This window comes from Paenibacillus sp. MT124 (assembly GCF_058792755.1).
This window is the reverse complement of the sequence record NZ_CM179500.1, coordinates 2,617,166-2,633,994: the sequence shown is the minus strand read 5'-3', so window position 1 is coordinate 2,633,994 and position 16,829 is coordinate 2,617,166. Positions and strand designations below refer to the sequence as shown.

The 16,829-nt window shown below is 47.0% G+C and carries 11 protein-coding genes; all 11 read right to left on the bottom strand.

Going from position 1 to position 16,829, the window contains the following annotated elements:
- Window positions 1-3: 3 nt before the first annotated feature.
- The 11 genes from treC to AC3RCI_RS12205 all read right to left on the bottom strand — a co-directional run bounded on the left by treC (window position 4) and on the right by AC3RCI_RS12205 (window position 16,653).
- Window positions 4-1,725, bottom strand: coding sequence for an alpha,alpha-phosphotrehalase (gene treC / locus AC3RCI_RS12255; protein ID WP_492529192.1), 1,722 nt, complete (start codon window positions 1,723-1,725; stop codon window positions 4-6).
- Between the two features lie 313 nt (window positions 1,726-2,038).
- Window positions 2,039-3,391 (bottom strand): C4-dicarboxylate transporter DctA, encoded by a 1,353-nt coding sequence (dctA, locus tag AC3RCI_RS12250; RefSeq protein WP_336779761.1) that lies wholly within the window; start codon window positions 3,389-3,391, stop codon window positions 2,039-2,041.
- Between the two features lie 289 nt (window positions 3,392-3,680).
- On the bottom strand, window positions 3,681-4,373 hold the full coding sequence (locus tag AC3RCI_RS12245) for a metal-dependent hydrolase (RefSeq protein ID WP_492529190.1): 693 nt from the start codon (window positions 4,371-4,373) through the stop codon (window positions 3,681-3,683).
- A gap of 129 nt (window positions 4,374-4,502) precedes the next feature.
- Window positions 4,503-6,230: a glycoside hydrolase family 13 protein gene (locus tag AC3RCI_RS12240; protein WP_336779759.1), complete on the bottom strand. Its 1,728-nt coding sequence runs from the start codon at window positions 6,228-6,230 to the stop codon at window positions 4,503-4,505.
- A 165-nt stretch (window positions 6,231-6,395) separates the two neighbouring features.
- Window positions 6,396-6,845 carry a VanZ family protein gene (locus tag AC3RCI_RS12235; protein WP_336779758.1) on the bottom strand — a complete coding sequence of 150 codons (450 nt, stop codon included), beginning with the start codon at window positions 6,843-6,845 and terminating at the stop codon, window positions 6,396-6,398.
- Between the two features lie 42 nt (window positions 6,846-6,887).
- On the bottom strand, window positions 6,888-7,754 hold the full coding sequence (locus AC3RCI_RS12230) for an AraC family transcriptional regulator (RefSeq protein WP_492529188.1): 867 nt from the start codon (window positions 7,752-7,754) through the stop codon (window positions 6,888-6,890).
- Window positions 7,755-7,933: 179 nt separating this feature from the next.
- A complete protein-coding gene (locus AC3RCI_RS12225) occupies window positions 7,934-10,366 on the bottom strand; it encodes a glycogen/starch/alpha-glucan phosphorylase (RefSeq protein WP_492529186.1) in 2,433 nt (810 codons plus the stop codon).
- 299 nt (window positions 10,367-10,665) lie between these two features.
- Window positions 10,666-11,769 (bottom strand): glucose-1-phosphate adenylyltransferase subunit GlgD, encoded by a 1,104-nt coding sequence (gene glgD / locus AC3RCI_RS12220; RefSeq protein WP_127536107.1) that lies wholly within the window; start codon window positions 11,767-11,769, stop codon window positions 10,666-10,668.
- Between the two features lie 26 nt (window positions 11,770-11,795).
- On the bottom strand, window positions 11,796-12,965 hold the full coding sequence (locus tag AC3RCI_RS12215) for a glucose-1-phosphate adenylyltransferase (RefSeq protein ID WP_492473332.1): 1,170 nt from the start codon (window positions 12,963-12,965) through the stop codon (window positions 11,796-11,798).
- A 551-nt stretch (window positions 12,966-13,516) separates the two neighbouring features.
- The gene (locus tag AC3RCI_RS12210) at window positions 13,517-14,668 is read right to left on the bottom strand and encodes an iron-containing alcohol dehydrogenase (RefSeq protein WP_492529184.1); all 1,152 of its coding nucleotides are present in this window, start codon (window positions 14,666-14,668) and stop codon (window positions 13,517-13,519) included.
- 290 nt (window positions 14,669-14,958) lie between these two features.
- Window positions 14,959-16,653, bottom strand: a complete 1,695-nt coding sequence (locus tag AC3RCI_RS12205; RefSeq protein WP_492473334.1) for a M3 family oligoendopeptidase — start codon at window positions 16,651-16,653, stop codon at window positions 14,959-14,961.
- Window positions 16,654-16,829: the final 176 nt, after the last annotated feature.

The following is a 16,829-nucleotide window of genomic DNA, read 5'->3' as shown; positions in this document are numbered from 1 at the left end:
AATTTAGTCCTGTTGTGGTACAAGCCACATATAAGAAGCGTACGGACTAAGTGTGATGACCTGATCCAGAGCAGGTTCCACCTCTGTGTTGCCAATAAGCAGTTTAGCCGTTTTACCGGATACGTGATCGTTCCAGACCGCTGCTGGGAGTGAGAAGGATACCTCTCTCTTGCTGAAGTTGGACACAACGATCAATGTTTCATTGCCATTTGTCCGGGCATAAGCGAATACTTCGGGATGTGCATCATCCAGACGCTCATACAGACCGTCTGTCAATACGGGGACGTGTTTGCGCAGTGCAATGAGCTTACGATAGTGATAATAGATCGAATTCGGATCAGCCAATTGTTCAGCTACGTTTGTCGAAGGATAACGTTCATCTACTTTGATCCAAGGTGTACCTGTTGTGAATCCGGCGTTCTTGCTGCCATCCCATTGCATCGGCGTACGGGAGTTGTCTCGGGAGCGCTCTTTCACGATGGCAAAGGCTTCTTCCGCTGACTTTCCGCGTTCTTCCTGAAGCAAACGATACATATTCGTGGATTCAATGTCACGGAATTCGCTTACGTCATTCCAGACGGGATTCGGCATTCCGATCTCTTCACCTTGATAGACATAAGGCGTACCCTGCATGCCGTGAATGGTTGTTGCCAGCATTTTGGCACTCTCGGCACGGTAGTCCCCATCATCTGCGAAACGGGACAGCGCTCTCGGCTGATCATGATTGTTAAGGAAGAGTGCGTTCCAGCCTCCACCTGCCTGCATTCCTGTCTGCCATTCACTGAACAAGCGTTTCATCGCTTCAAAATCATAAGGCATCAATTCCCACTTCTGCCCATTCGGATAATCCACCTTCAGGTGATGGAAATTGAACGTCATTGAAAATTCACGGGAAGCCGGATTCGAGTAGCGGATGCAATGTTCCAGTGTTGTGGAAGACATCTCTCCAACCGTTACCATGTTGTAGGGACCGAATACTTCCTCATACATCTCGGTGATATATTCATGAACACGTGGTCCGTCCGTATAGAATTTGCGTCCATCGCCTGGTCCTTCGCTGCCGTCATCATTCGGAAAACGCTGATCCTTGGAGATTAGGTTAATAACGTCCATCCGGAAACCATCTACACCCTTTTCTGCCCAAAACTTGATCATGTCCCTTACCGCCTTGCGAACCTGTTCGTTTTCCCAGTTCAGATCGGCCTGGGTTTTGTCAAACAAAGTCAGGAAGTACTGCCCTGTCTGCTCGTCGTACTGCCAAGCAGGTCCACCGAATTTGGACTGCCAGTTGTTTGGTACGCCGCCGTCCGGCGCCGGATCTTTCCAAATGTAATAATCCCGGTACGGATTATCCTTGGATGAACGCGCTTGCTTGAACCATTCATGTTCGGTTGACGAGTGGTTCACCACAATATCGATCATCAGTTTCATATCACGAGCCTTCAGACCCTTCAATAATTCATCAAAATCTTCCATCGTACCAAAGTCCGGATTAATCTCGTAATAGTCCGCTACGTCGTAACCATTATCATTCTGCGGAGATACATATACCGGCTGCAGCCACACAATATCAATTCCGAGGTGCTGCAAATAATCAAGCTTCTCGGTCAGCCCCCGAATATCCCCGGTACCTGAACCCGTGGTGTCGTTGAAGCTCTTGGGATATACCTGATACACCGTGGAGGTTCTCCACCACGATGAGGAAGTTGTATCGTTTGAACTCATGTTAACGCCTCCAATAAGTTGTATTGCACATGATCAAGATCTCAGTTAACTACATTTCTATATTACATAAGTAAACATGTATATACAAGTTGAAACTATAATATACCTAGAATATTCCTCTTCTACACATTCCCCATTAATAATCGCTCTGTAACATAAATTTGCAGGTTTGCGTTTGGCAACTCCCTGATACATGTATTGGTGAACGCAAATAAACGTCTGCTTTCGCAGTGATCACACTGCAAAAACAGACGCCTTTATGGTTGGTTCTCCTTGTAAGGGGGGATACTCGTGAATCAAGACTCCAGCCTTTCTAAAGCATTTCGGGCGATACGGCTCTTTTCCCTTGTTCAGACCTACTTACTGACATTGATGATAGCGAGGCCTGTTCTTCACGTTCCAGTTCTGCAGCGCTGATCTCACCGGAAAGAACGGCGCGCATGCGCTTCTGATCCAGCAGGCCTTCCCACTTGGCTACGACGAATGCGGCCACGCAATTGCCCATCAGATTCGTGAAGACACGCATCGTGTCCATGAAACGATCTGCTCCAAGCAGCAGCGCAACCGCAGCAACCGGGAATGCATTGAGCGCAGCGGCAGTGGCCGATAATGCAAGAAAGGCAGAACCGGGAACACCAGCCATCCCCTTAGAGCTTAGCATCAGCACAAGAAGAATCGTGATCTCTTGTCCGAGCGTCAGGTCGATGCCTACCGCCTGAGCCAGAAATACGGTTGCAAGGGAAAGGTAGATTGAAGCACCATCCAGATTGAACGAGTACCCTGTCGGAACAACGAGACCAACGACGGCTCGGTCACATCCCGCTTTCGTTAGCTTATCCATCATACGGGGCATAACTACTTCGGATGAACCTGTTCCAATCGCCAGCATGACTTCAGAACGGGTATATTTTACAAATTGTAAAAAGTTAAGACCGGTGATCCACCAAGCCGCAAGTGCAAGCATCACCAAGAACAACAACGCCGCTCCATAGCAGGCAATAATAAGCATCCCGAATGAGGATAGCGTGGAGGCTCCATACGCTCCAACCGTGTAGGCCATAGCACCAAACGCACCGATTGGAGCAAGTTTCATGATGTACCCAATAATCCGGAACAGAATTCCCAGTATATTCTCAATCAATGTGAGCACATTTTCCTTTGCTTTGTTCTCGGTTGCCGCCAGCGCCACTCCAAACAGACAAGCTACAAGTAGTACTTGCAATAATGCATTTTGTGCGAAAGCGTCCACAACACTGGTCGGAATGATGTTCATGATAAAATCGACCACATGCGGCAGCTCGGATCCGTTCGTTTTGGCTTCAATGCCGCTTGCATCAAGTGTTGAAGGATCAACATTCATGCTTGCACCGGGACGGAGCAGGTTGGCTGTACCGAGACCAAGGACGAGAGCAATCGTCGTTGCAATTTCAAACCATATAATCGCTTTGAGTCCGATTCGTCCGACCGACTTCAAATCACCGATTTTGGCAATACCTGTAACGATCACCATAAAAATAAGAGGTGCAATAATCATTTTAATCAATTTGATGAAGCCTGTTCCAAGCGGTTGCAGTAAGCTGCCCAAATCAGGCCACAAGATACCTACACCTATCCCAATGATCACCGCCACAATAATTTGGAAAAACAATGATTTCATAAATGACATGAACGTTCCCCCTGTTTTCCGTTCCATTCGGAACGTTGTTTACGTGTAGTTTTTTATAACATCCCCAACCAGCCTGCAACAATGAAAATTGAATATTTTTGTTATATGTACCAACTTCAAGCCCACTTTTTGAACCTAAAACCGAAAAAAAGCGAATATCACGTCAGTTATCATAACGTGATATTCGCCTTTGGCCGTATATTTAAATTTTATAAAATAGTGTTCATGTACAAAAAAACGATTATGGAATGGGACATTACATGCTAACCATAATAATCATTCAATTCAATTAAAGCGTGATGGATTCGCCTGGTGCAAGGACTTGGCCTTTCAGTCCTTTGGCAGCAAGTTGCTGTACAAACTTCTCAGAATCCTGACGGATTACCGGGAATGTATCATAATGCACAGGAATGGTCAGTTTTGCGTTAAACCATGCTGCAGCTTGCAGTGCGTCTTCAGGGTCCATAGTGTAATGCCCGCCAATCGGCAGAAAAGCAACGTCAATCTGATGGCGGTCACCAATCATTTTCATATCGCCGAACAAGCTTGTATCTCCGGCATGCAGAATGGTTTTACCGCCTATGTTAATGATAAATCCCGCAGGCAGTCCTGCGTACATGATCCGCTGTTCCTCTTCAAGCACAATCCCCGAAGTATGAAACGCCTGAATCATTTTGGCCTGAGCAAAATCCAGATCTACTGTTCCGCCCATATTCATGCCAATGGTTTCCAGACCTTTCCAGGACATGTATGTAGCCAGCTCCACGATGGCGACGACTTTGGCATTATTTGCCTTGGCAATTGGTTCGGCGTCGAGAATATGATCCATATGTGCATGCGTCAGCAAAACGGCATCGGTTTTGATGTCTTCCGGCTTGGTCACGGCCAGTTCATTGCCGCGCAGGAACGGATCGATAATTAAAGACTTCTCCCCAATACCCAATTGAACGCTAGAGTGTCCATGGTACGTCATTTTCAACATTTTAAGTCCTCCTGACAATTGGATGTGAGCAACCTCATTTCTCAAGTTCCGCTGCGTTCACATCCATCTTAATAGCATTTACCTGCTTTATTATAAATCAAACCGTTTGCGGGAAGCAAAATGTCGCCTTCAGGATTGCAAACGGTAGACTCTGGCTTCATAGGGTTGCAGCAGAATGGTACCTTCATCCGTTGAATACCGTCTTTTCACATTGCTGATGACCAGCTTCGCACGTTCCTCTGTCCAGCCTTCTGGCCAATGCATCTCCGGTTCATGCCCTCGAAAATTAAGGATGATGAGCATCTTCTCGTCATCCAGCGTACGTGTGTAGGCATAGATGTCCGGATCATCTGGCAAGAGCAGTTCATACTCACCGTAGATCAGCACTTTGCTCTTCTTCCGAAGGGCAATTAGCTTGCGATAATAATGCAATACGGATCCGGGATCATTTTCGGCAGAAGCCACATTGATCTCTGTGTAGTTATCGTTGACCTGAATCCATGGCTCGCCTTCCGTAAACCCTGCATGCTCCGTGTCATCCCATTGCATGGGTGTACGTGCGTTATCCCGGCTTTTCAGCCAGATCGCCTTCATAATGTCATTTTTGTCCCGCCCTTGGGCGATATAATGCCTGTAATAATTCATTGTTTCAATGTCTCGATACTGCTCGATATTCGGAAATGCTACGTTCGTCATACCAATCTCCTCACCCTGATAGATGTAAGGCGTTCCTTCAAGGGTGAGCATCCAGGTAGCCAGCATCTGGGCAGACCGAACCCTGTAACGGCCATCGTCTCCGAAACGGGAAACCGGGCGCGGCTGATCATGATTGCCCATATAGTTGGCATTCCAGCCTCTACCGTGCAGGACAGTCTGCCAGCGGCTCATGATTTCCTTCAGTTCAGTCAACTTCCACTCCCTGTAATTCCACTTCCCTATCCCCGAAGATTTGGCGTCCACAAACATATGCTCAAACTGAAACACCATATTCAGCTCGTTGCGATCTGTTCCCACGTAAGCAAGAGCCTGCTCCGGGCCCAGCCCTGACGTCTCTCCGACGGTCATGGGACCATATGGCTTCAGAATCATGTTGTTTAACTTGTTCAATATGGAATGTACTTGTTCCAGGTTGGAGAACAGCTGATATGCTGGGACAACCGGCAGATTGTCAGGATTATGTGCACTGGGCAGTCCTTCAGCCTTGGCAATATGGGCTACCGCATCAAAACGGAATCCGTCCACCCCTTTTTGCAGCCACCAATGCACCATTTCGTACATCTCCTCGGCCATTTGTGGATTGTTCCAATTCAGGTCAGGCTGATGCTCGGAGTATAAATGCAGATAGTATTCGTTCGTTTCGGGATCATGCTTCCACACGGACCCGCCGAAATAGGATTCCCAGTTATTCGGAACCTGACCGTTTTTACCTGATCGCCATATGTAATAATCCCGTTTGGGATTGACCTTGGAGGAGCGGGATTCGGCAAACCAGGCATGCTCATCCGATGTGTGATTCAGCACCAGATCCATCATGATTTTGAGCCCTCTGCTGTGAGCCGCTGCGAGTAACCTGTCAAAATCCTCCATCGTGCCGAATTTGCGCATAATGGCATAGTAATCGCTGATATCATAACCGTTATCATGTCCGGGAGATTCATAAATGGGACAGATCCAGATGACGTCGATCCCCAGATCCGTCAAATAATCAAGCTTTTCATAAATGCCCTGCAAGTCACCGTGACCATCACCATCCGAATCCTTGAAACTGATGGGATAGATCTGATATACAACACTCTCTTTCCACCACACGATGTGGATCACCCCGTTTCCGCTCTTCACTAATTTTTGTCCGCACATTCGCATTATTCCGATATCTGTCATGAGCATAGGTCATTTAAGTACAGAACAACCCGTTAATATGTTTTATCCGAAATGCCGTCTGTATAAACACAAACGTATCCCGAAGCATACAAAAAAGACCAAAATGAATTCCGCCTGAGTGGCAGACTTCTATTCTGATCTTCATGTCTTTATGAACTGTACAAACAGACGGAATGCAGTATAACCGATCCAGGCACCTAGGGTATTGAGGATGATATCATCCACGTCAAACGAACCCACACGTAAAACCAGTTGCGCCAATTCAACGGCAAGCAGCAGCAAAATAACGGTCCGTGTAAATTTCAACCCCGTTCGGCTTGAACGGAACAACCAGGGAATCCATATGCCCAGTGGAATAAACAATACGATATTACCGAACAGGTTTTTTACCCAGGCCTCCGTACCGTATCTTTCCCTCTCTACTAACAAGGGTCCGATCGTCTCAAGCGGAACCAGATTGTACTGATAACGCTCCCCTGAGACCCTTCCATGGATAAATAACAAATTCCCCATGATCCATATGTATGCTATTGCAAAAACGGCAACCAAGACCACGACCCAGGGCTTGTATATTCCCCTACCTATTTGCATGTACCAGTATCCTCCGGGAATGATTACCGCAGCGCGGCTCCCTTATTTTACCGGAATATAGATCTTCATGTCCAACTGCTCAGGGGTGGATTTCCACACATCGGTTATCTCAAAATCAGGACCTTCCCTGCGTTCATAGTTGGATTGGGGCAGCCAGCTGCCATAAATCATCTTGCGGATATCCTGTCCGGAACCATCCACTGTGAATTCGGCGTACAATCCCCCCGGGATCTCAAATGCTGTATAACCTGGTTGAAGTAGTGCCTTGTCAGATGAAGTTTCCTCACCAACAAGAAATGTGAATGCACCATCATCCTCAAATTGACAGGCGACACCATAGGCCAAATCAGGACGTGCTCGTTCAGGGATATTCATAAATTTCTGTTCTGAACCAAAATCATGATAGAATCCCGGAATTTCGTTATAGTGCTGGTCGTTATTCAAATTCGTGTGGTAAGCGTAACCTATGATTTGGATGGCCTCCATGGTCACAAGGCGTGGTTTGTTCATAATAAACTCTCCTCCCAGCCGGGTACGATAGTCGTTAAAGTCAATACTCTGCTGAATCTTTGCAGAAGCGGGCAGCTCATTCAGCTTGCGAAAGCGGGCCGGTGTCGTCCCCCAATGGGCAGTGAATGCTCTGGTGAAAGCTTCCTGCGAATGATATCCCCACTTCAAGGCCACATGGAGGATGCCATCTGCCGAGCTTAGCAATTGCCGAGCTGCTTCTGTCAGTCTGCGCTTGCGCACATATTCAAGTACGGTAAACCCGGTGATCGCCTGGAATAAACGCTGAAAATGAAACGCGGAAAAACCCGCGGCTGCCGCTGCCTCCCTCATGTTGAATTCATCTTGCAAATGCTCTTCAAGATATCCAATAGCCCGTTGTATTTGTGAGTAATGATCCATAACGAGTAATTTCCCTTTCTTCATAGAAATGGAGATGAATGCTGTCTCCTTGATTTTATTATCACTTAACGGAGGTTTATTTTTTTGATATTGCGTGCGGTATTAAACTCTTCTCCAATAAAAATAACACAACAAAGTCCCCTTGCATCAAGGGGACTTCATCTTCTGACTTATTTACCTCAGCCTTTCCAGTGTCCCGAAACCGGATGAATTCCCCAGATATCAGTAGCATATTCGCTAATGGTACGGTCACTGGAGAAGATACCGGATTGAGCCGTATTCAGAATCGTTTTATGTGACCAGCCGGGCACATCCCGATAAGCCTTATCAATGGCCGCGTGGGCATCGGCATAAGCAGCAAAGTCACGCAGTACAAAATACTCATCTCCATGTGCCAGCAAGGAATCATAGATATCCCAGAATTCGCCTTCCCGACAACAGAACGGTCCTGGATGAACGAGCTGTTCTACCACTTCGCGAATGCGTTCATCCTGCTGTACAATTTCGTTAGGACGATAGCTGCCTGAACGACAATAATCCAGCACTTCATCCGCTCGCAGACCGAAGATAAACATATTCTCTTCTCCAACCTGCTCAGCCATTTCCACATTAGCCCCATCCATCGTACCAATGGTTAACGCACCGTTCATCATAAACTTCATATTGCCCGTACCTGAAGCTTCCTTCCCTGCAGTGGAGATCTGTTCACTGACGTCCGCGGCCGGAATAATTTTTTCGGCCAGAGAGACGGAATAGTTTTCGAGGAAAAATACCTTCAGCCGGTCATTTACCGCCTTATCCTTGTTCACGGTATCCGCGACCGTATTGATCAGCTTGATGATTTTCTTCGCAAAATAATAACTTGGTGCAGCCTTCGCTCCAAAGATGAATGTACGTGGAACGATATCGAATGACGAGTCATTCTTAAGACGGTTATGCAGGTGCATGACATGTAAAATGTTCAGAAGCTGGCGCTTGTAGCCATGCAGCCTTTTCACCTGTACATCAAAAATGGAATCCGGATTAACCGGCGTTCCGGTATGATCCAAAATGTATGCCGCGAGCCGTTCCTTATTTTCGTGTTTAATGGACCTTAACTGCTGCTGGAATGATGCGTCGTCTGCAAATTCGGCGAGTTCATTCAATCTGCCTGGCTCTGTCATCCATTCACTACCGATCGTATCGGTAATCAGATTGGACAGTTTGGGATTCGCATGCATTAACCAGCGACGATGTGTTATCCCGTTCGTTTTGTTGTTAAAACGCTCTGGATACAAGGCATAGAACGGCGCCATCTCCCGCTCCTTCAAGATTTCGGTATGCAATGCAGCGACACCATTAATGCTGTGACTGCCGACAATCGCCAGATGTGCCATACGAACCTGATCGTTCGCAATGATAGCCAAATGCTGAATACGCTCCTGTTCTCCCGGATAACGATCCAGAAGCATGCCGCAGAATCGCTTGTTTATCTCTTCAATGATCATATAAATGCGTGGCAGCAGCTTGCTGATCATGGACACCGGCCATTTCTCCAGTGCCTCACTCAGCGTCGTATGATTGGTATAAGAGACGGTACGCGTTGTAATATCCCATGCTTCATCCCAACCATAACCCTTCACATCTATGAGTATGCGCATCAATTCCGGAATGACCAGCGTCGGATGGGTATCATTGATGTGGAATGCCACCTTGTCTGGTAACCGGTCATATGAGAGTTCCAGCTTGTTAAACGTACGCAATGCACTCTGCACGCCAGCAGAGCACATGAAGTATTGCTGTTTCAAGCGAAGCAGCTTGCCCTCATACTGGGAATCGTCCGGGTATAGAAACTCGGAAATCGACTCCACCGACCGGCTGTAATCCAGGTAACCATAATAGTTCGAAGGGGTATCCATCGAGGTTTCCCTCTTCGGCTCAGCACTCCACAGGCGAAGCGTATTCACGTGCGGCTGACCGTATCCAAGAACCGGAATATCGTAGGGTACCGCAACGACGGATTCCGCATCCTTGGTCACAAAATGATAATGTCCGTCCTGCTCGTAGGCCTCTACCCGGCCCCAGAACTGAACCTCGACCTTTTTGTCCGGGCGTCTTACTTCCCATTCATTGCCCTTATCGAGCCAGTTGTCCGGAAGCTCTACCTGATTGCCACCGATGATTTTTTGCTCAAACAATCCGTATTTGTACCGGATACCACAGCCATGGCCAGCGTACCCGAGGGATGCGAGCGAGTCCAGAAAGCACGCAGCCAAACGGCCCAATCCGCCATTTCCCAGGCCGGCATCCGATTCCTGTTCCTCAATGTCCTCCAATGAGAAGCCCAGCTCGGCGAGACTGTCGCGAACCAGTTCCAGTTCATTCACGTTCAACAAATTGTTGCCCAGCAGACGTCCAATCAGGAATTCCAGCGAGAAGTAATATACCTGTTTATCCTGGCGCTGCTTGAATCCCTGATTCGACGCTGCCCAGTCCTGGCCCGCATACTCGCGAATCATGCTGCCCAGAACGTGATAGACGTCTTCGTTCGTGGCTTCTTCAAGTGGTTTGCCCAATTTGCTGACCAGATTCCGCCCAAATATACTCTTGAATGTTTCCTTGTTGTCAAACAAAAGCAGGTTCCTCCCGGTGAAATTCTGTAGGATGGTTTATTTCATACGCTTCACTGCTCAAATCCAGCAAGTGCCCGTTCCGGTTACGAATCGTTCTTCCGATCGCCGTTATCCCTGGATTTTTTCAACTTTTTAATAAGGTGAAAATCTGGGGATAAATGCGAACGCTTTGCTTCTCCAGAATCGACTTCGTCCCCTTCACTACTTCTGCTCTTCCTGCTTGAGCATGGCAATTTCGCGTATAACCATCCTTCAGAATTTTTATTTTATTTATAGATGATATCGGTTAACAGCAGGTATTAGATAATAGTACTTTTCGCCAAGATATACGGGTTCGACGGGTCCCCTATGAGCGTCTGTCCACCAGTCAGTTTCACGTCTTTGTCCAGAATGACATTCTCCAGTACCGCATCTTCACCGATGTAACATTTCTGCATGATAATTGAGCCTTTAATTCTGGCTCCCTTCGCTACCTGCACACCCCTGAACAAAATGCTGTTCTCCACTTCTCCGCCCACAATACATCCATTGGCAAGCAGGGAATGTTTGACCTCGGCCGTGTCGAGGTATTTCGCAGGTGCCTCGTATTTAATCTTGGTCTGCACGGGTTCTTCTCTGAAAAGTTGATCATACAGCCCCGTATTCAGCAGCTCCATACTGTTGCGATAATAACTGTCAATGGAATTAATCACGGCATGGTAGCCTTCATAAGCATATGCGGCAATATTTAAACCATCCGGATTTTTCTGAATAACATCACGGAAGAAATGGCTCTCGCCATGATCAATGCAGCGCTGAACCTGACGCAGGAACAACTCCTTTTTCATGATGAAAATTTCTGTATATATATTCGGGTGATCGGCGCTTTGGTGAATGTCCACCACATTACCGTTCCCGTCATGTTCAACTTTGACACAGGCATCGTGCTCAGGCAGCAGTTGGTCCACTCTTTTGCAAATCAGCGTCACGTCTGCTCCCTTATTCACATGATATTGATAGGCATCCTGCAGATCTACCTTGGTCACATGCCGACTGCCGGCATGAACCACATATTCACCCGAACCGCGGTGAAAGAAATCGAGATTGTTGTGAAAATGCTGCAAATCCCCTTGTGACGTATCCGTTGGATCATTCCAGTCCGGCGGCAAGATGAACATGCCTCCATGTTTGCGATCCAGATCCCAGGGTTTGCCGTCACTCAAGTGATCCATTAACGAACGGTATTTGCGGCGAACAAACACCCCAATACTCTCTATGCCCGCATTCATCATATTGGATAATACAAAATCAATTAGACGGTAACGCCCAGCGTAAGGGACCGCGGCTCCGCAGCGAAAGTACGTCAATTCCTTCAATTCCTCAAGTTCATGATCAAGGTTAATAACACCGATTAATGGTTTCATCGCATGCACCGTCCTTTGGGCTCAGATTAGACTTTAGTTGCCATTCCCTGTTGAAGCTGACGTTCCAATTCTTCATGGTCCACAAGCAATACGTCACTTTCATCCTCAGGCGCAGGGGATAAGTAGGCTCCATCCGGAATGACCAGCCCTTCCGCAATGATCACTCTGTGAATGTGCACATTCTTCCCGATCTTCACCCGTGGCATGACGACAGAATCAATGACGGAACTGTGCTCTCCAACCTCCACCCCGTAGAACAGTATGGAGTGGTTAACCTCTCCATGTACGATACTGCCTTCACTTATAATGCAATTCCGTACCTTGGCTGCAGGTGAGATATACTGTGCCGGCTGATTCGGATTGCGGGTGTAAATGCGCCAATTGGGATCATTCAGGTTGAGTGGTGTTTCCTCATCCAGCAGATCCATGTTGGACTCCCACAAACTGCGGATGGTACCTACGTCTTTCCAATAGCCTTCAAAAGGATAAGCGTATAAGGATTTTTCATTTTCAAGCAGTAAGGGAATGATATCTTTGCCAAAGTCGTATGAGGTGGATGCCTGTTGTTCGTCCTGGATCAGGAAACGTTTCAGTACATCCCACTTGAAGAGATAGATACCCATGGAAGCAAGTGTGCTTTTGGGTTCAGGAGGCTTTTCTTCGAATTCGTAGATGCGGTAATCATCGTGGGTGTTAAGCAGCCCAAACCGGCTGGCTTCTTCGAGCGGCACATCAATAACCGATATGGTGCAATCCGCGTCCTTTTCCTTGTGATACCTGAGCATTTTTTCATAATCCATTTTGTAAATGTGGTCCCCTGAAAGGATAAGTACATGCTCTGGATCGAATTGTTCAATAAAATTCAGGTTGCGGTAAATCGCATCTGCCGTGCCTCGGTACCAGTTACTCCCGTCTTCACGCTCATGCGGAGGAAGAACGTATACCCCGCCGTTTTTGCGGTCCAAATCCCAATCGCTGCCGATGCCGATGTAGGAGTGCAGTACCAGAGGTTCGTATTGTGTCAGTACACCAACCGTATCAATGCCTGAATTGGAGCAGTTGCTTAGAGGAAAATCAATAATCCGGTATGTCCCGCCAAAATATACAGCCGGCTTCGCCAGTGATTTGGTCAACCCTTTTAACCTTTTGCCTTGCCCTCCTGCGAGCAGCATCGCTACAACTTCTTTTTTTGCCATCATTACAGCCTCCTCCACGCGCATTCTTTCTGGTACATTTCAGAGCCCATAATCCATATTCTGTTGTTTGGACGCTGTTGTCATGATTAGGAGCACGCTGTACAGACAAACCATATCCATTGATATCGCAATCTCGCCCGAGACTGTAGCGAAACGTAATTCATTGTTATGTCTGAGTAGGATGATCATTACAGAGTAGCCTTGACTTGCCGTGCAGAGGTGATTGGTGGAATTGAAATTAAGATGTACCCCGTGAGAAATGCAATCCACTATCCCTAATTAACATTAAACACGAAACGGGCTGGGGAATCTTGCTTGATAACGTAAGACAAAAGTTCAGGCTGACATCACTCCTTTTTGATGCTGCTGTGATTAGATTATTGTATTCGCTGTAGGGATTCAAAATCCTTTTGCTTTTGTACGATTGATTAAAATGGAAAAATAAGTAATTCTCACCTTGGGGCATGACAAAAAGCCAGGACTGTGCCCGGCTCATCGCCAGCTCATTTATCGTTTGTGAAAAAATACTGTTCATCGTGTTGTACTCGTATCTATATAATTTTGCGAAAAAGCTCCATCACTTCTTCTCTCGAAGGCTGATACGGATTACCGGGGGCACAGGCGTCTTTTATCGCATTATCTGTAAGCAGCTCGAGATCAGGATCCGACACGCCCAGCTCGGACAATTTCTCGGGAATGCCCACTTCCCTGGAGAGCTGGCGAATAGCGTCAATGACATACCTGGAGCACTCTTCATCACTCTTATCCTTCACATTCATGCCAATGGCTTTGGCGATATGTCGGAATTTGCCGGGCACATGCTTTGCGTTCATCTCCTCCACATAAGGGAGCAGCATGGCGTTACATACGCCGTGCGGCAGATCGTACACACCTCCAAGCTGATGTGCCATGGCATGCACATAGCCGAGACCCGCATTATTAAAAGCCATTCCTCCCAAGAAGCAGGCATAGGTCATGTGCTCCCTGGCTTCAAGGTCGCTCCCGTCTCTGACCGCTCGTGGCAAATACTCAAAAATCAGTTCAACCGCTGCTGCAGCTGTCGCACTGGTCACTGTGAATCCGCCAGGCGTCACCATCGCTTCCACCGCATGGGTCAGAGCATCCATGCCTGTTGCAGCTGTCAGACTGGCTGGCTTGCTGAGCATCAATTCCGGATCGTTCACTGACAGAGAGACCAGACTGTTTCGATCCACCATTACCATTTTCACCTTGCGTTCCTCATCCGTAATCACGTAATTAATGGTCACCTCACTCGATGTACCGGCAGTCGTATTGATCGCAACAAGCGGTACAGACTTATGATGCGATTGATGCAATCCTTCGTAGTCCCGAATATGTCCACCATTGGTAGCGACAATGCCGATGGCTTTCGCAGCGTCCTGAGGTGAACCTCCGCCGATCGATATAATGGCATCACAGTCATGTTCCTGATACACTTTGAGACCATCATGCACATTTTGACACGTAGGATTTGGTTGTACTTCATCATATACCACGTAGTCTAGCCCTGATTTTCTTAATATAGACAGTACTTGCTCAGCTACACCGGAAGAAATCAGCTGCCGATCGCTGACAACCAGTGCTTTGCGAATATCCATGTCCTGAATCATCTTGCTTGCTTCCTGTAAACATCCCCTGCCCATCAAGTTCACGGGCGGAACATAATAAGCATGTGTTGCCATCTGAACCAGCCTCCTGTAACCCCTGATTTACTGGCTTTATTGTAACTGAATCCGTTTTCAGGTATAGTGAAATAAATCACATTCAGTGCAAAAATGTTACATTTTCATACACCTTGTGCTTTCCTTGGCCTTCGCCCGCTCCTTCCTTTTTACTTTCACAAGTTATAACTGCACGCAAAAAAACGGCCTGAACCCAGAGGTTTCAAAGCCGCTTTTTACGAATGTTGTCATCCTATCATTTACCATCAACATGGTATGGAACGATTGGTATCTGTTTGCAGAAAACTTTCTTACAGCGCTTTATCGTCTACCCCATCCAGCCATGCTTCAATATCACCGATTACAGAAGAGACACAGCCATCCTCAAACGGGGAATTCAGACCAGCCAGTTCAACCAATCCTGTGAAGGAGAGGCTTCCTCCCGCTTTACACAGGGTCAGATAGTCGGCCCATGCAGACTTCATATCCTCGTTACTGCGTTTCCAGAACTGGAAGGCACAGATCTGAGCCAGCGTGTAATCGATGTAATAGAACGGCGAGGAGAAAATGTGCCCCTGCTTATGCCAGAATCCACCTTGCTCCAGATAGGCATTATCCTTGTAGTTGATGTGTGGCAGGTACGTTTTCTCAATATTGCGCCATGCCTGTTTACGCTCAGTCGGTGTTGCATCCGGGTTGGCATAGACGAAATGCTGGAATTCATCCACGGCAACGCCATAAGGAATAAAGAGCAAACCGGAGGACAGGTGATCAAACTTGTATTTGTCCGTATCTTCCTTGAAGAACAATTCCATCCACGGCCATGTGAAAAATTCCATGCTCATGGAATGAATCTCTGCCGATTCATAAGTCGGCCAGTTGTATTCCGGCACCTCAAAGTGACGGCTTTCATACACTTGGAACGCGTGACCGGCTTCGTGTGTCAGGACATCGATATCCCCGGATGTACCGTTAAAGTTCGAGAAAATAAACGGTACTTTATAATCATTCAGGAAGGTGCAATATCCACCGCCCTGCTTGCCCTTTTTACTAACCAAATCCATCAGTTCGTTCTCCGTCATCATCTGGAAGAACGTATCCGTCTCAGGGGACAGCTCAGCGTACATTTTTTTACCATTCTCAATAATCCAGTCCGGATCCCCTTTAGGAGTCGGGTTGCCTGTCTTGAAGCTGAAGCCCTGGTCATAAAAATAGAGCGTATCTACATCGATCCGGCTGCGCTGACGCTCTCTGAGCTTCGTAGCTACAGGCACAATATAATCACGAACCTGCGCTCTGAAATTGGCAACCATCTCCGCGTTATAATCGGTACGATTCATGCGATCATAACCAAGTTCCACATAGGATGGATAGCCTAATTTTTTGGCAATCTGCGTACGTACTTTTACAAGCTCATCGTAAATGCGGTCAAATTCCGCTTCGTGCTCAGCCATGAACGTATATCTTGCTTCCGAAGCGCGTTCCCGCATGGAACGATCTGTAGACAGTTCAAACGGATGCAGCTGTGGCAAGGTACGTTCTTCGCCTTCAAACGGAATTTTTGCTGAAGCAATCAATTGATTGTATTCCGTGGACAGCTTGTTCTCTTTTTGAAGATCCTCGATAATGTCCGGGCTGAAGGTCTTCAAGGACTGTTCTGCCAGCTGAAACAGCTGAGTTCCCCATTTTTGCTCCAGTTCTGCACGGAATTTCGAATTCACCAGTGCCCGGTAATAATCGGTGATGTACTCTTGAATAATCGGGGAGCTTTCATCCAGAAATTCGTTTTCAGCTTTGTAGAACGTATCATTCGTGTCAATCGAGTGACGGATATAGACCAGTTGCGCCATAGTCTCAAAATCACTTCGCAATGCGTTAATCTGATCCATAAATCCGCTTTGCTCATCCACCGTAGCCGCAGCTTCGAAACCTTTCAACAGCTCACGGAAAGATGTTTTGATTTTTTCCAGATCGGGACGTGTATACGTATATTCACTAAATTTCATTTATGTACACCCTTTCCTGTTAGGCATATTTCGGGAAATATCCCGAGTTGGACTAATCCCTATTATACAAAAGAGCAGCCTAAAAATCCCATCTTTACGAAAAATATTTGTCCATCGGTCAAATTGTGCGACACCTTTCGTTATATATATTACGCGCTTATGTAAGGTACAAGCTT